Origin of the sequence: Corynebacterium sp. LK2510 (assembly GCF_040946405.1) — a bacterium.
GTDB lineage: Bacteria > Actinomycetota > Actinomycetes > Mycobacteriales > Mycobacteriaceae > Corynebacterium.
Map to the genome: position 1 here is coordinate 35,848 of NZ_JAYWLR010000002.1, position 14,921 is coordinate 50,768.

The window sequence follows — 14,921 nt, forward strand, 5'->3', positions numbered from 1 at the left end:
TTTTTGGAGGCGCTGGTGGAGTTTGCTGAGCTAGAGAAAATGATCGGTGACCTACGGATTATTGGTACTGACAAGCAGGGCATCGAGGTCAAGAGCGACATTGGGAAAGACGTAAGGGAGACTCTCAGCGCGTTCTCGAACGCCAACGGTGGAATCCTGATCGTTGGATTGAGTGAGTCGAACGGGTTTACCCCAGTTCCCAGTTTTGAAGCAGTCCGAGCGCAGGACAAGTTGGAACAACGCTGTGCTCAGCTGACGCCACCAGTAAGGCCCGACATTGACCTGATTCCCTTTGAGGATGCCGTGTTGCTAGTTGCCGAAGTGAGGGAACTCGTAAGTAGAGACAAGCCGTGTTATGTAACGGACCAGGGGCTCTACCGCGGGAGTTATATCCGCACCGGCGATGGAGATACTCGATTGTCGAATTATGAGGTGGATCGACTTCTCGAGGAGAAGGCTCAGCCAAAGTGGGACGAGGATCCAGTTGCTGAGTCAACAATGTCGGACTTAGATGAGCGGATGTTGGCGGAGTACTTGCATTTGCAGGAGGAGCGGCGGCCAAAAACGTTCGCACAGGGAACACATGCTGCTCTTCGCCGTCTACGTCTGGCAAGGGAGAGTTCTCCGACCCTCGCGGCTCTGCTTGTTATGGGTGAATATCCTCAAGAGTTTTATCCCCGACTTTCGGTCACGTTCGCTCTCTTCCCGGGGACGCGCAAGGGCGAGATCACCGAAGGACACCGTCTCTTGGACTCTGAAACGATCACGGGGAACATCCCTGAGCTTGTTTCTCGAGCTTTGACTGTGGTGAAACGCAATATGAGGACAGGGGCCATGATCGAAGGGGCATTTCGGCGGGATATTCCCGATTATCCCGAGGTGGCGGTGCGTGAAGCTGTTGTGAATGCTCTAATGCACAGGGACTATTCGCCGTACTCCCTAGGGAGTCCAGTCCAGATCAATATGTTCGTGGACAGACTGGAAATCTCGAGCCCGGGAGGCCTTTATGGTGGAGTTACTGTAAATAACTTGGGACTGCCAGGGGTTAGTTCCACAAGGAACCAAAGGATAGCCACTTTGCTGGAGGACGTCCGTTTCCCGAGTGGGGGCGTCGTAGCAGAAAACCGCGGAACCGGAATAGACACTATGCGAAATGCATTAGCCAAGGCGCTGATGCCTGAGCCTGTCTATAGCAACACGCTCAACAACTTTACTGTTACCTTCTTTCGGCGCCGAGTCGCTCCGAAAGAACGCTACGGAACCGCACGCGATGTAGTTCAAAGTCACCTAGAATCCATGACTTCTGCTTCGACCGCTGAACTTGTTTCCTTGACAAAGCTGAGTCGTTCGTCAGTCCTAAACTCCTTAAACGAGCTTGTAGGAGAAGGAATCGTCGAGCGTACGGAGCCCTCTCGCAGTCCAAAACAACGCTATCGCCTGCGGAAATGACCAATCGTGTAACTTCACAACTAACATCGCAATTGTGAAGTCTGTTGTGAAGAATGATGGGAGCTAATACCGGTCCGCCAGCGTGGCGCGGACCGGCCGGGCGAGCTGCGTCATGCGGTTGCGTCCGCGCAGCTCGATCGACTTCATGAGCGTCCAGCGCTGCTGCTCCACCTCGTTGGCGGCGCTGAGCGTCGCTGCGTTGGTCAGGACCTGGCCCGGGGTGTCCTTAGCTAGCTCCGTCAGGCGCGCCGCGGCGTTGACGGCGTCGCCGATGACGGTGTACTCGAAGCGGTCGGAGCCGCCGATGTGGCCTGCCACAACGTGGCCGGAGGCGACGCCAACGCCAGCCTGCAGCTGCAGGCCGCGGAGCTGCTCGCGCAGTTCGCGGGCGGCTTGGAGGGCGTGCGAGGTGGCGTCGTGAAGCGCGATAGGCGCGCCGAAGACGGCGAGGGCGGCGTCGCCCTCGAACTTGTTGATCACACCCTTGTTGCGGTGGACGACCTCGACGACAACTTCGAAGAAGTCGTTGAGCGCTTGGACGACCTCCTCCGGGGAGTGGTCGACGGCGAACGTGGTGGAGCCGATGACGTCGACGAAGACGACAGCTACCTTGCGGTCCTCGCCGCCGAGCTCGGGCTTTTCCTCGAGCGCCTTCTGGGCGACCTCGATGCCGACGTAGCGGCCGAAGATGTCTCGCACGCGCTGGCGCTCGTTGAGACCACGCATCATCTCGTTGAAACCGGCCTGTAGCACGCCGATCTCGGAGCCGTCGTAAATGTCCACCTGCGTATCCGACTCGCCGCGGCGCACGCGGTTGATCGCCTCCTGCAGCTCCTTGATCGGATCGACCACGCTCATGATGGCGAAGACAGTGCCGATAATGCCGGTCACCAGCGCGGTGACGGCGAGTGCTGTGACGGCGGGCATGAGCGCACCGGGCTCGTTGGTGAAGAAGTCGTGCCGCTGACCCCAGTACAGCAGCAGCACGCCCACCAGCGGCATGCCGGTGGTGATAAACCAGATGGCGAAAAGCCGGGTAGCAATCGGCGGCTCAAGGGTGGAATCCTCGAAACGGCGCGCCAGCGCACTGGCGGCGACGGGTCGGACGAGGCGCGCTGCTTGGACGTAGGTAAGGATCGCCACGATCATGCAGGCCATAATCGTGGATACGGATACGACGACTGCTAGGCGCGGACTCACGCGCGACGCGGTGGCGCTGGCGATGGCAATGCCGAACATCCACACCACCACCACAATTGAGGTCTGCAAACCGGGGATGCGCATGACCAAGTTGCGCACCATATTCGGGTCGTGCCCGTCCGGGTTGCGCTGCCAGTCCAAGACAGGCCGGAACAGCAGGAATGTCACCACGGCGCCGACAACGACGGCCACGATGAAGTAGGCAATGCCGACAATGCCCATGTCGCTGCCGGTCAGGGTCAGCGAATCTGCCTCCGCCACGGGGATGAGGAATCGCACGAACAGCATGATCGCAAGTGCTCCGGCCACGTTGGTGCCCAGAACTATTGCGGCGTACAGCGGCCAGGATGTTCCCCACAGCCACTTCAGTCCGCGCCAGATTCTCTCCATGTCCCATTACTTTAATGGGGGCGCAGACGTGTCGGGGGAACAAGTAGGGTAGCTGGTGTGACAAACAGGAGTGTGAGCGCACGGCTTGCCGACACCCCGCGGGTGCGCGAGACCATCATGGCCGCCGCAGCAGCCGCGCGCGGTCAGGGAGATCCGCGCGCGATGACGCATTCCTGGTTGCTGACGGGCCCGCCCGGCGCCGGCCGATCCACGGCTGCGGTGTGCTTCGCCGCGGCACTGGTATGTACCAACCCCGACGAGATCGGTTGCGGGCAGTGCGAGGGGTGCCGCGACGCGTTCGCGGATGCCCACACCGACATTGTCCACGTGGTGCCGAAGCAGTCGATCATCCAGGTCGATGAGATGCGCGAGATTGTTCGAGATGCCGCGCGCATGCCCACGGTCGCTCGCTGGCGCGTCATCATCATCGACGACGCTGACCGGTTCAACCAACAGGCTGCCGACGCCTTCCTTAAAACGCTGGAGGAGCCCCCAGCCAAGACGGTGATCATCTTGTCTGCGCCGTCGACGGACCCGCAGGACTTTTCACAGACTTTGCGTTCGCGCTGCCGGCACCTCTACATCCCTTCGCCGTCGCACGAGGAGATCGTGCGCATCCTCACCGAGGAGGAGGGCGCGTCGGATCACGACGCCGCACTGGCTGCCGCAACGTCGCTGCGCCACATCGGGCGCGCACGCCTGTTGGTGAAGAATCCGGACGCGCAGGCGCGTCGCGCTCGGGCGATCAACCTGGCGGAGCTCGTCTTCCACGGGGACCAGGCATTCCAGGCTGTTAGCTCGTTGATTGCGGCGGCGAAGAAGGAGTCGGTCTCCGCCTATGCTGAGGCCGACGAGCGTGAGCGCGACGCCCTGGCGCAGTCGCTCGGCGCGGGGGCCAAAGGCAAAGGTGCCGCCAAGGCGCTACGGGGCAACGAGGCCCGGATGAAGGAGCTGGAGAAAGACCAGTCGAAGCGCAGCACCCGGCGCAACCGCGACGTGCTCGACCTCACCCTCGTTGACCTCGCCGGCGTCTACCGCGATGCGATGGTGCTGCGCAGCGGCGCGGGCGTTGCCCTGACCCACCCCGACTTCGAGGGCCTAAGCGCTGAGATCGCTGGGCGTGTGGACATGCCGGGCCTCGTTGCCTGCCACGATGCGATCACGGCGTGCCGTGAGAGCCTGGGTATGAACGTGCAGCCGACGATTGCCTTCAACGGGATGATCGGTCGGATCAGAAAAGCCTGCAACGTGAAATAACCTGCCGGTTTCACAACTGCCGTACCCCTGGGTTAAGCTGTTGCGCGGACTGTGCAGTATGCAGTATCTGTACTTTTCCGGCCACCTTAGCTCAGTCGGTAGAGCATCTCACTCGTAATGAGAAGGTCGCGAGTTCGATTCTCGCAGGTGGCTCCACTAAAACCCCAGCCTGGCATCTGTCCGGACTGGGGTTTACTGCTGCGCGGGCTCTAGCGGCCGGGTTTTCTGCGGTAGTAGACCTGCCGGCGCACGCGGGCGACGGTGTCGCCGTCTTCGTCCACGACTTCCGCGTCGAACCAGTGGCGGTACTTCGAGCCGTCGGCAGTTTTGGCCTTGATGAGCTCGTAGGTTTCGTCCGGGATTTCCATCGTCGCGGTGATGGTGCCTTTTCCGGGTTTGAGAAACTCCACTTGGCCGGCGGTGTCCCACACCGTGTAGTCGCGGCCGAGGCGCACCATCGAGGCGAGCATGAAAAACGGGTCCGTCATAGCCATGATGGTGCCGCCGAAGGCGGTGCCGACGGCGTTGCGGGTTAGCGGGGAAACCTTGTGCGCGACGACGACGCGGGAGCCATCGTCGGCGAACTCAACGACCTTGATGCCGGCCCCGAGAAACGGCGGCCACAAGCGCATGAAGCGGCGCAGTTGTCCGGGCGTAAAACGCATGGTGCTTAGTCCTCTCGGGTTGAGGGTGGCAGGTTGCGCGGGACAACCTTGCCCGTGGCATTGCGGGGCAGGGAGTCGACGAAGTTCACGTCCCGCGGGATGGAGTGGTCGGCAAGGTTGTCGCGGACCCATGTGCGGACGGCGTCGGCAGTGACGGTGCGGCCGGTTTCGTCGTCGGTGCGCACGACCCACACGGCGATGCGCTTAAAGGTGTGCTCGTCGTCAACACCACCGGAGTGGACTTCGAAGACACCGGGCATGCGCTCGAGGACCTCGGTAACGGACTGCGGGTGGACGTTCTCCCCGCCGACGATGATCATGTCGTCGTTGCGCGACAGGACGTGCAGGTCGCCGTCTTCGTCGAAGTAACCGAGGTCGCCGATCTGGATGAGACCGTTGATGCGCACGATCTCGGTGTCGGGGTTGGAATACCCCTTCAGCGCGGTTTCGTTGGTGAGGAAGATGCGGCCAACCTCGCCGTGGGGTACTTCGTTGCCGTTGTCGTCGTAAAGCCGCAGCACGGTTCCCGGCGGAACTTTGCCGACGGCTGTTAGTTTCTTCGCCACGGTCTCGGCGTTGGCGCAGGCAGCGAGGGCGAGTTCGGTCGAGCCGTAGTAGTTGGCCAAGATGGGGCCGAAGCGTTCGATGGTGCGCTCGACCAGAAGCGGCGTCAGCGCGTTGCCTGCGGAGGCGATGAACTCCAGTGAGGAGGTGTCCCAAGTGTCGTTGTTGGGCAGGTCGAGCATCTGCTTGAAGAAGATCGGTGAGGACACCATGCCTTCGCAGCGGTAGTCCCGTACCTGGCGGAAGGCCTTTTCCGGGTCGAAGTGGCGGGTTGTGACCACGGTGCTGCGGGTGGCGAAGACGAGGTTGACTGCCGACCAACCCCAAGTGTGGAACATCGACGCGGTGCATTGCACGTTCAGTCCGGCGCGCCACGGAACGGCGGAAAGGTAGCCACCGACGACCATGGGAAAGACCGGTTCCGGGCGCAGGATGCCCTTCGGGATGCCCGTGGTGCCCGAGGACATCAGCACGATGTTGCCGTGCTGGGGGAAGGTCGGAAGCGCCGGCAAGCTGGCAGCGCCGCCGCGAATCATGCGGTCGAGGGTGAGGTCTTCACCGTGGTTGTCGCTGGTGTGGGCCCAAATCGTCGTGATGGAGCCCATGTCTTCCGGGAAGCGGTCGGCGAATTCGTCGTCGATGAACAGCACGTTGATGTTGTTCTCTTTGAAGATGCCGTCGAGCTGCTCGGGAGAGGAGCCGACGTTGAGCAGGAAAAGCTCCGCGCCGGCGTAGCCCTTGGCAGCCATCGGGATAATGATGCCGCGGCCATTGCGTGCCATGACGCCGATGCGCAGGGTGTCCAGGCCGCGCTCGCGCTTGATGGCGAGCAGGCGGCGGGCGACCGTCTTGGCCTGGGTGGCGAGGTCTCGGTAGGACAGGACCCCGTTGTCGTCGATAAGCGCATTGCGGTCGGGCACCGTGTGGGCGGCCTGCTCAATTTCGCGGGCGGTGGTGAACCGGTAGCGGGCGAGGGTAGGCAGCGTGAGCAGCGCTGAGCGGGGGCTTCCCTCGTTGCCGAGCAGGTCGGCGCGCGCCGCGGCAGTAAGGAACTGGGCAGCGGAGCGGGCCGTAAAGACGACGCGCTGGAGGGGAGACAATGGTGACATAGTGTTCCTTTCCGCGGCGGGCACGGGGACGTGTGGGAACGCGCTCGGATTCTGCGCTTTCGGTGCGCTCACATTATCGGTTCGTTAAGGGAAAGTATTTCATTCCACCAAACAGAGTTGCATAAGGGACTAGAGTGACAAAAGTGGCATCGGTCCGCTTCTCTTCGCGGACACGGTTTTGTAACGTTTTGTAACGTTGGCGAGGCAGGCCGCCGTTATAACGGTTAGACGGCCACCCCGCGCCCGGCAGCAGATCAGACGAGATCACACCGAAACTAAACGAGGTTTTCGCACAATGACACTCACCCGCATTCGACGTTCAGCGGCGGCACTCGGCGCCGCGGTGCTTGCAACACTCGGCGGCATCTCCGCCACCGTCGCCCCGCAGGCGCAGGCGCAGGAGCGCAACATGGTGATCTTCGGCGACTCCGTGGTCTCCGACCCCAACGCCCCGCAGTGGCTCGGCGGCAAGCTCGGGCTCGACTCGCGCGGCTCCTCCAACATCAACACCTGGTGTCCGCAGAGCCCGACCAACTGGGGTCGCCTGGCTGCCGGCCAGCTCGGGCTGCCCGCGTGGGACTACTCCTGCTCCGGCACCACCACGATCTCGCAGGGACCGCAGTTGTTCTCCCAGGTCGATCGCGCGCTTCGCGACGGCGGACTCAACCGCAACACCGCACGCGTGATCATCTCCACCGGCTTCAACGACACATACAACAACGAGGGCCGCCCAGACGCCGACATCCGCCGCGACTTTGTGAACTACATGATCCCGCAGGTTGCCAAGATCCGCGCCGCCGCGCCGAACGCGCGCATCCAGTTCGTCGGCTACCCGAAGGTCACCGCCGGCGACCGCGTGTGCCTGTTCCACGTGTTCCCGAACGCCTCCGATTACACCCCCTTCCCGCAGGTGCAGAAGTGGGAAAACCAGGCGCAGTGGATGCAGGTCGATGCAGCCCGCGCCACGGGAACGGAGTTCCTCGACCTGAAGCCGTCGACCTGGAACAACAACATGTGCGCCCCGGACAGCCAGCGCATGTGGGCCGGACTTGTCGACTTCTATGGTGGCCCGGGCAACCTGCCCATCCACGTCAACCAGCGCGGCCACCAGCACGTGGCCAACGTCATCGCGGCGTCCTAAGCGCTACCTGGCAAACCCCAACTGAGGCCTACTCCGCCACCCGCGGGTAGGTCTCGTTCCATGCGCGCGCCTCCTGCAGCTGCGCGGCCGCCTGGAAAATCAACTGCTCGCCGTTGGGCGGGCCCACGATCTGCACGCCCAGGGGCAGGCCGTTGGCGTCGAAGCCGGCGGGCACGGACGCGGCGGGGTTGCCGGTGACGTTCCACGGCGTGGTGAACCCCGCCACGCGGTTGGCCTTCCAGGCTGCGCGCAGGTAGCCGAGGCCATCGAGCTGACCGATCTTTAAGGCCGAGTGGGGCGCGACAGGGGTGAGGAAAAGGTCGAACGCGCCGGGGCGCTCAAACAGCTCGGCGTTGATTTCGCGCGCGACCTGGGCGCCCCGCTCGCGTGCGGCGCGCACGGTCCGCGGGGCACTCAGGCGAGTTATCGCACCGATCCACCGCGCGTGGCGGGTGCGGCTTTCCACCATGCTAGGTTTTTCTGCCCGGGCGGCCGAGCTGCCGAACCCGTCGAGGTACTGCGGCACGAACGCCGTCGACAGCGCGCGCGGGTAGGAGAAGTCAATGCGGGTCACGCTGTGGCCGAGCTCCTCGAGCATCCGTGCCGTCTCCTCGACGGCGCGCCGGGTTTCTCGGTCGGCGCGGGAAAACAGCGGCCCGGTGGTTGACCACGCGATGCGCAGCGGCCCGTCCTTCGGCGCGACGTAAGCCCCGGCGGTGAACTCGTCGACGCCGCTGGTCGGGCCCGCGATGACGTCGTAGACCAGGCGGGAGTCTTCGACGGTGCGGGTGAGCGGGCCGAGGGTGCCGAGCGCGCCCCAGAGTCTGGCGTCGGGAGCCGTGGTCACGCGGCCGCGCTGCGGCTTGAGCCCGAACAACCCACACCACGCCGCGGGAAGCCGGATGGATCCGCCGCCGTCACCACCCATGGCAACGGGCACCATTCCAGAGGCCACGGCAGCGGCCGAGCCACCCGAGGAACCGGCGGGGGAGTGGTCGAGCGACCACGGGTTACGGGTGTAGCCGTAGGCCGCAGATTCCGTAAACGGCCAGATGCCAAACTCGGGCATGGCGGTTTGCCCGATGATGATGGCGCCGGCGTCGCGAAGCCTGCGCACGACCTCTGCGTCGCGGCGCGAGGGGGTGATGTAGGCGGCGCTGCCGTAGTGCGTCACCGTGCCACGGACCTTGATCTCCGCTTTGATTCCAACGGGCACCCCGTGCAGCGGGCCGCGCTCCTCGGCGGGCAGCAGGTCCAGCGCGTGCGCGGCCGCGATCGCCTCGTTGTGCAGGACGCGGGTAAACGCGTTGAGCGAGGGGTTGATCGCTTCGATGCGGGCGAGGAAGAACCTCGTGACGTCGATCGCGCTTAGCTCGCCGGACCGGGTGCGCCGGGCGATCTCGGTGGCGCTGGCGAATGCGAGTTCGGGGTGGGCTGATGAATGCTCCATGACCCCGAGCCTACAATCAGCGCTGCGTTTGCTCCGGGGAAACGGTGTTCTGCAGGGCCACGGCGCGCGCCAGGCGGGCGTAGCGCAGCTCCTGCTCGCGGAAGCGCGTCCACGTGGACATCGTGGTGAAGAAGAACGCCACGATGAGGACGTAGAGCATCAGGTCGGTGCCGCGGTCGACGCCGAGCCAGTTGGCTAGCACGGTGACGTCGTCGGGGCGCAGGATGGCCCACACGGCGGCGAGGACGAGGCCGACAAAGCCGATCTTTACCCACGCCTTCGCGTTCGCTTTACGACGATTGGAGAAAAAGAACGCGACCAGCGCCATTGCGGCCAGCAGCAGAAGAATCTGGATCACGGCAGCCTCCTTGCGACGATCCCGTCGGCCAGGATGTTCACGCCGTTGATCAGCGACTGGCCCTTGCTCATGGAGTACTCCGTGTACAGGATGTCCACGGGTTCCTCCGCCACGCGCCAGGAGAAGTTGTCGATCATGGTGACGATCTCGGAGGCGTGCGACATCCCGTTCATGCGGATGTTCATCTCGTCGGCGACTTTCTTGGTGAAGGCGCGCAGGCCATTGTGGGCGTCGGAAAGCCCGAGTCTGCGCGTGCGCGGCGAGAACAACACGACGGTCTTCAACACGACCCGCTTGATCCACGGCACCTGGGAGTTGTCCTGGCCGGCGAAGCGGGTGCCCACCACGATGTCGAGCGGCTCCGTGCGCAGGCGGTGCACCATCCGCACGACGTCTTTGACCTGGTGCTGGCCGTCGGCGTCGAAGGTGACAAAGTAGCGCGCGCCGGGCTGGGCCCGGGCGAACTCCACACCGGTCTGGATGGCAGCCCCCTGGCCCAGATTGACGGGGTGGTTGACCAGGTATGCCCCGCCCGCGTGGATGGCCGCTGCAGAGTCGTCGGTGGATCCGTCATTGACGGCGACGATGTTGGGGAAGGTTTGCCGGGCGTGCTCGATGACGGACTGGATCACTGGGCCCTCGTTATAACAGGGGATGATCAGCCACGTATCCCGGAAATCCTGCGTCGCCTCCATAACAGCGCTTAGGTTACCCCTCGCGGTGGAAAAGTTTGGCGTACACGCGCCCTAACACTGCCTTGGGCAAGAGACGGTAGGCGGAGCGCACGGCAAAGTTCACTCGGGCGCGGGCGGGGCTGACGAGCCCGTAGGAGACAAGGTTGGCCTGCATCTGTCGCTCGGCCGCGAACATGTCCCGGCCGGTGCGCCGCTCAAACTGCGCGGGACTGACGCGGAAATAGGTCAGCGGCTCGGGCAGGTTGTGCAGCTTCTTCCCGGCGGCGATGAGCCTGGCCCACAGGTCGTAGTCCTCCATAAAGTGCACGCCTGCGTACCCGCCGACGGCGAGAACGTCCGCGGTGCGCAGCATGACGGAGGGGTGGTTCAGCGGCGAGTTGATGCGTGCGTAGCGAGCGATCTCCTCGTGTGTCTCGGGCAGGGCGCGCACGCGCAGCTCGCTTTCGGGCGCACCGCCGAGCTCGGATTCCTCGGCGAACTCGGCCACCGCGGTGCCCAGAGCTGCGATGTCCGGATGGGATTCGAGGTAGGCCAGCTGTACCGCCAGGCGCTCGGGTGCTGCGATGTCGTCGGTGTCGAGGCGGGCGACGTAGTCGGATGAAATCGTCTTCAACCCGGACTGCAGCGCCGGGCCGAGTCCGCGGTTGACCTCGCAGTTAACAACGCGGACGACGCCGGGGTTGTTCTCGACGTAGCCGCGCACCACCTCGTCGACGTCCTCGGCGACCGGGCCGTCGTAGACGAGCACGATCTCGTCGGCGGGGCGGGTCTGGCCCAGCAGAGAGTCGAGCGCGGAGACCAGCTCAGCTGCCGGCGTGCCGCGGTAGAGGGACATGAGAGCGGAAACGGTTGCCACGAGGGCCTACCTTAGTCCGCGCCGCGGCCTGCCTGATCCGAGCCCGAGCCAGAACCTGAGCCTGCTTCGTCGCGCGCGGCGTCGAGCAGGTAGCGCCCGTACCCGGACTTCGCCATCGCCTCGCCCTGCGCCACGAGCGCCTCGCGGGAGATGAGTCCCTCGCGGTAGGCGGCGACCTCGGGGGAGCCGATGACGATGCCGGTGCGTTTCTGCATCACCTCGACATACGCGCTGGCCTCGGCCATGGAGTCGATCGTTCCGGTGTCGAGCCACACGTCGCCGCGGTGCAGTCGGTGGACCTTGAGGTCGCCCGAGCGCAGGTACGTGTCGTTGACGCTGGTGATCTCCAGCTCGCCGCGGGCGCTGGGGGTGATTGACTTGGCAATGTCGACGACGCGGCTGTCGTAGAAGTACAGGCCCACCACCGCAAAGTTGGACTTCGGCTGCGCCGGCTTCTCCTCGATGCTGGTCACGGTCCCATCTGGATCGAAGTCGACCACGCCGTAGCGCTGCGGGTCGGAGACCTCGTAGGCGAAGATCTCGCCGCCGTCGACGCTGCGCGTCTCACCGAGGATGCGGCTCAGCTCCGCGCCTTCGAAGATGTTGTCGCCGAGCACCAGTGCCACGCAGTCGTCGCCGATGAAGTCCTCGCCGATGATGAATGCCTGGGCCAGGCCGTCGGGGGAGGGTTGCACGGCGTAGTCGAGCATGATGCCGAACTGGGAGCCGTCGCCAAGTAGGCGTCGAAAAGCGTCGGCGTCCTCGGGGGTGGTGATGATGAGGATCTCGCGAATCCCCGCGCTGATCAGGGTGGTCAGCGGGTAGTAGATCATCGGCTTGTCGTAGATCGGCATGAGCTGCTTCGAGATGCCCTTGGTGATCGGGTACAGGCGCGTGCCCGACCCGCCCGCGAGGATGATGCCTTTCATGCGAACCAACCTTAGACGGTGCGAATCTTTCTAAGGTGGTCTCTTATGCAGGGAACACACCACTACGCCGTCGTCACCGGCGCTGCCTCCGGCATCGGGCGCGAAATCGCCCTTCAACTCGCGGGCCAAGGCTGGCGCCTAGCCATCAGCGACATCAACTCTAACGGCCTCGCCGCCACCGCCCGCGAGATCGAAGATGCAGGAGCCGAGCTTCTCGACGCCACCCCGGTCGACATCTCCGACGCCGAGGCCGTCGACGCCTGGGCCGCGCGGCTTAGCGAGCTTTACGGCGCGGCGCACACCATCCACCACGTCGGCGGGATCTCCATCTGGGGCCGCGTGGACACCATGCCGCTCGAGAAGTGGCGCCAGCTTATCGACGTCAACCTCATGGGCACCGTCCACATCATCCGCGCGTTTATCCCCGCCATGATGCAGGCCGGTCCCGTGCCCCGCTCCGAGCGCAGGCGGGTCGGCCCGCGCCGCCTGGTGGGCGTGGCCAGCGCCGCCGGCATCATCGCCCTGCCCTGGCACGCGGCGTACTCCGCCTCCAAGGGAGGGGTGCTCTCCATGCTCGAGGTGCTGCGCTTCGATCTTGCGCCCTATGGGATTGCGGTCCACGCCGTCGCGCCGGGCGCCGTGGATACCGGCCTGGTGCGAACCATCGACATCGACGGCGTCGACCAGGACAACCCCCGTGTCGCCAAAGCCCGCGCCCTGTTCCAGCGCCACGCCGTCTCACCAGCGGAGTGTGCGGAGATCATCCTGAAAGGTGTGCGCAAGAATAAGGCGCTGATCACCACCGGCGGTGAGATCGCGTTCGCCCGGTGGGCGCAGGTCAACGCGCCGTGGTTGTACCGCGCTGCGATGGGCGGGGTCAACCGCGCGTTTCGCTGGGTGGCGAAGGACGCGATGCTCTAGCGGCGCCGACGAGCTCGGCGCGGAGGGTCGAGCGGGACGTCGAGTACGTCCAGAACCGTGGCCAGACCGTCGTAGTTGGTCACCAACAGCAGCAGGGCGGTCAGCTCGGCGTCGTCGATGTGGGGGCGCAGGCGCGTCCACACCTCGTCGGTGAGCTGGCGGCGGGCGACGAGGTCGTCGACGGCGTCGAGGAGCGCGCCCACGCGGCCGGTGAAGCCGTGCTCCGGCTTTTGGACGGCCGCGATCTCGGCCGTGGACAAGCCAGCGCGTTTGCCGAACGTGCGGTGGTGATCGAGTTCGTAGTGCGCCTCGCGCAGGGCGGCGACGCGCAGGATGATCAGCTCGGACTCCGTGCGCGGCAGCTTGCCAAACGGCATCAGCGAGCTGGAATAGGCCATCCATGGAAGGAAGGTGCGGCGCGCCCTGCCGATCGCGCGAAACATGTTCACCCGTGTCGTGCCCTGCACGCGCGCGCCGATCCAGTCGGCCACACGCGCCGTCATGGCAATCTCTGTGCGGCGACCTGGGCCCGGGCGTGGCGGTGTGTTCTTCGGTGCTTGCATGGGGTGGACCTTGAGGGGGGGCGGTCGGACAGGCGCTAGCGAAGCGCAAGGTAGAGAGCGAGCGCGGCGCGCCAGTTGGAGGGGGAGAACCCGGTCGCCTTGATCTTGTCCAGGCTTAGCGTCGACTCCTTCGGCCGTGGTGCCTCCGGACCGGCGATCTGCGCGTACTGCTCGGTCGTGACAGGGGTGACGTCGGAAGGGTTGCCGCCGAGGCCAACGAACACGGCCATGGCCACCTCGTCGCGGGAGGCGACGTCGCCGTCGGAGGTGAGGTTGTACACCCCGTATGCGGCGCGGGTGCGCAGGAGGTGCGCAATGCCTTTGGCCAGGTCCTCGGCGGAGGTGGGGCGCCCGCGCTGGTCGCTGATCACGTTCGGTTTTACCCCGCGCTCGTGCAGCCGGGCCATCGCGTCCATGAAGTTGGCGCCGTCGCCGAACACCCAGGAGGTGCGGACGACGTAGTGCTTGCGCGCGACCTGGGCGGCAGTGTCGCCCGCGGCTTTCGACGCGCCGTACGCCGACAGCGGGGAGGCGGGCTCGTCCTCGGTGTGGACCTGAACCGTTCCGTCGAAGATGTAGTCGCTGGAGACGTGCACCAGCGTCAGATCGTGCGCGTTGGCCGTCTGTGCCAGCTCCGCCACCGCGTCCGCGTTGACGCGCCAGGCGCCCGCGCGGTCCGTCTCAGCGCCGTTAACGTCGTTGTAGGCGGCGCAGTTGATGATCGCCCAATAGTCCGACCACTCCACGGAGCGCAGCGCGCCTGAGTCGGTGATGTCCAGCTCCGCGCGGGTGACAAAGTGGGCCTGAGCCTCCGTGTACACCTGCCGCAGCGCGCGGCCGAGCTGGCCGTTCGCGCCGGTGACGAGGATTTTTCGGGGGCGCACCGGGGTGGCGCTGGCAAGCGCGGGGTGCTCCCGGTCGGCCTGGGACAGCGCCGTGGGTTCCAGCGGCCAGTCGATTTCGCGGTAGGAGCAGTACGCGTAGTCGCCGTTCGGGTTGTAGCGGGAATTGACCAGGTAGATGTAGCTGGTCGCGTCCTCGAGGGTCTGGAAGCCGTTGGCCACCCCGCGCGGGACGAACACCGCGGTGCCGGGGCCGACCTCGACGCCGAACTTCTCACCGTAGGTTGGTGAGTCTTCGCGCATGTCCACCCAGGCGCAGAAGGCGCGCCCGCTGGCTACCGAGATCCACTTGTCCCACGGCTCGGCGTGCATCCCGCGGGTGGTGCCCGCGGTCTCGTTGAAGCTGACGTTGTTCTGCACCGGCACGAGGGACTGCCCGGCCCAGTTTTCCTTGAACCAGCCGCGCCCGTCGGCGTGGACGCTCAACTCGTGGACCTCAAGGCCCTCAATCGGTGTGCGCTGTGCTGCCATG

Annotated in this window: 14 protein-coding genes and 1 tRNA gene; 5 read left to right on the plus strand and 10 right to left on the minus strand. The window is 65.0% G+C overall.

What is annotated here, in order from left to right; genetic code table 11:
* The first annotated feature begins 39 nt into the window (after positions 1–39).
* Complete coding sequence (locus VVR41_RS01915; RefSeq protein ID WP_368523510.1) at positions 40–1,449, plus strand: ATP-binding protein; 1,410 nt, start codon at positions 40–42, stop codon at positions 1,447–1,449.
* A 63-nt stretch (positions 1,450–1,512) separates the two neighbouring features.
* On the opposite strand, the gene VVR41_RS01920 is transcribed toward VVR41_RS01915, so the two are convergent.
* The gene (locus VVR41_RS01920) at positions 1,513–3,039 is read right to left on the minus strand and encodes an adenylate/guanylate cyclase domain-containing protein (RefSeq protein WP_368523380.1); all 1,527 of its coding nucleotides are present in this window, start codon (positions 3,037–3,039) and stop codon (positions 1,513–1,515) included.
* Positions 3,040–3,096: 57 nt separating this feature from the next.
* On the opposite strand from VVR41_RS01920, the gene VVR41_RS01925 reads away from it, so the two are divergent.
* On the plus strand, positions 3,097–4,296 hold the full coding sequence (locus VVR41_RS01925) for a DNA polymerase III subunit delta' (protein ID WP_368523381.1): 1,200 nt from the start codon (positions 3,097–3,099) through the stop codon (positions 4,294–4,296).
* Positions 4,297–4,376: 80 nt separating this feature from the next.
* Positions 4,377–4,452 (plus strand) — tRNA-Thr (locus VVR41_RS01930).
* Positions 4,453–4,505: 53 nt separating this feature from the next.
* On the opposite strand, the gene VVR41_RS01935 is transcribed toward VVR41_RS01930, so the two are convergent.
* Both VVR41_RS01935 and VVR41_RS01940 read right to left on the minus strand, forming a co-directional pair.
* Complete coding sequence (locus tag VVR41_RS01935; RefSeq protein ID WP_368523382.1) at positions 4,506–4,961, minus strand: DUF4442 domain-containing protein; 456 nt, start codon at positions 4,959–4,961, stop codon at positions 4,506–4,508.
* A 5-nt stretch (positions 4,962–4,966) separates the two neighbouring features.
* Positions 4,967–6,634, minus strand: a complete 1,668-nt coding sequence (locus tag VVR41_RS01940; protein WP_368523383.1) for an AMP-binding protein — start codon at positions 6,632–6,634, stop codon at positions 4,967–4,969.
* 295 nt (positions 6,635–6,929) lie between these two features.
* On the opposite strand from VVR41_RS01940, the gene VVR41_RS01945 reads away from it, so the two are divergent.
* Positions 6,930–7,775 (plus strand): GDSL-type esterase/lipase family protein, encoded by an 846-nt coding sequence (locus tag VVR41_RS01945; RefSeq protein ID WP_368523384.1) that lies wholly within the window; start codon positions 6,930–6,932, stop codon positions 7,773–7,775.
* A gap of 28 nt (positions 7,776–7,803) precedes the next feature.
* Here VVR41_RS01945 and VVR41_RS01950 read toward each other — a convergent pair whose 3' ends face one another.
* From VVR41_RS01950 to rfbA, 5 genes are read right to left on the minus strand one after another with little or no spacing between them, the layout of a single operon-like run.
* Positions 7,804–9,225: an amidase family protein gene (locus VVR41_RS01950; RefSeq protein ID WP_368523385.1), complete on the minus strand. Its 1,422-nt coding sequence runs from the start codon at positions 9,223–9,225 to the stop codon at positions 7,804–7,806.
* 16 nt (positions 9,226–9,241) lie between these two features.
* Positions 9,242–9,583, minus strand: a complete 342-nt coding sequence (locus tag VVR41_RS01955) for a DUF2304 domain-containing protein (RefSeq protein WP_368523386.1) — start codon at positions 9,581–9,583, stop codon at positions 9,242–9,244.
* Positions 9,580–10,278, minus strand: a complete 699-nt coding sequence (locus VVR41_RS01960) for a glycosyltransferase family 2 protein (protein ID WP_368523387.1) — start codon at positions 10,276–10,278, stop codon at positions 9,580–9,582. The genes VVR41_RS01955 and VVR41_RS01960 overlap by 4 nt, the downstream gene beginning before the upstream one ends.
* Positions 10,279–10,291: 13 nt before the next feature.
* Complete coding sequence (locus tag VVR41_RS01965; protein ID WP_368523388.1) at positions 10,292–11,134, minus strand: glycosyltransferase; 843 nt, start codon at positions 11,132–11,134, stop codon at positions 10,292–10,294.
* Positions 11,135–11,145: 11 nt separating this feature from the next.
* Entirely contained in the window at positions 11,146–12,063 is a 918-nt protein-coding gene (gene rfbA / locus VVR41_RS01970; RefSeq protein ID WP_321103444.1) for a glucose-1-phosphate thymidylyltransferase RfbA, read from the minus strand.
* Positions 12,064–12,108: 45 nt separating this feature from the next.
* Between rfbA and VVR41_RS01975 the strand changes: the two genes are divergently transcribed.
* Positions 12,109–12,984: an SDR family oxidoreductase gene (locus VVR41_RS01975; protein ID WP_368523389.1), complete on the plus strand. Its 876-nt coding sequence runs from the start codon at positions 12,109–12,111 to the stop codon at positions 12,982–12,984.
* On the opposite strand, the gene VVR41_RS01980 is transcribed toward VVR41_RS01975, so the two are convergent.
* Together VVR41_RS01980 and VVR41_RS01985 are read right to left on the minus strand one after the other, a co-directional pair.
* A complete protein-coding gene (locus VVR41_RS01980) occupies positions 12,981–13,547 on the minus strand; it encodes a carboxymuconolactone decarboxylase family protein (protein ID WP_368523390.1) in 567 nt (188 codons plus the stop codon). The genes VVR41_RS01975 and VVR41_RS01980 overlap by 4 nt on opposite strands.
* Positions 13,548–13,582: 35 nt before the next feature.
* On the minus strand, positions 13,583–14,920 hold the full coding sequence (locus VVR41_RS01985) for a sugar nucleotide-binding protein (protein WP_368523391.1): 1,338 nt from the start codon (positions 14,918–14,920) through the stop codon (positions 13,583–13,585).
* Between the last annotated feature and the right edge of the window lies 1 nt (position 14,921).

Excerpts from the sequence above, each read along its gene's own strand:
- VVR41_RS01960 (WP_368523387.1), bottom strand. The coding sequence starts at position 10,278 with ATGGAGGCGACGCAGGATTTCCGGGATACGTGGCTGATCATCCCCTGT.
- VVR41_RS01935 (WP_368523382.1), bottom strand. The coding sequence starts at position 4,961 with ATGCGTTTTACGCCCGGACAACTGCGCCGCTTCATGCGCTTGTGGCCG.
- VVR41_RS01985 (WP_368523391.1), bottom strand. The coding sequence starts at position 14,920 with ATGGCAGCACAGCGCACACCGATTGAGGGCCTTGAGGTCCACGAGTTG.
- VVR41_RS01920 (WP_368523380.1), bottom strand. The coding sequence starts at position 3,039 with ATGGAGAGAATCTGGCGCGGACTGAAGTGGCTGTGGGGAACATCCTGG.
- VVR41_RS01980 (WP_368523390.1), bottom strand. The coding sequence starts at position 13,547 with ATGCAAGCACCGAAGAACACACCGCCACGCCCGGGCCCAGGTCGCCGC.
- VVR41_RS01945 (WP_368523384.1), top strand. The coding sequence starts at position 6,930 with ATGACACTCACCCGCATTCGACGTTCAGCGGCGGCACTCGGCGCCGCG.
- rfbA (WP_321103444.1), bottom strand. The coding sequence starts at position 12,063 with ATGAAAGGCATCATCCTCGCGGGCGGGTCGGGCACGCGCCTGTACCCG.
- VVR41_RS01975 (WP_368523389.1), top strand. The coding sequence starts at position 12,109 with ATGCAGGGAACACACCACTACGCCGTCGTCACCGGCGCTGCCTCCGGC.
- VVR41_RS01950 (WP_368523385.1), bottom strand. The coding sequence starts at position 9,225 with ATGGAGCATTCATCAGCCCACCCCGAACTCGCATTCGCCAGCGCCACC.
- VVR41_RS01915 (WP_368523510.1), top strand. The coding sequence starts at position 40 with ATGATCGGTGACCTACGGATTATTGGTACTGACAAGCAGGGCATCGAG.
- VVR41_RS01940 (WP_368523383.1), bottom strand. The coding sequence starts at position 6,634 with ATGTCACCATTGTCTCCCCTCCAGCGCGTCGTCTTTACGGCCCGCTCC.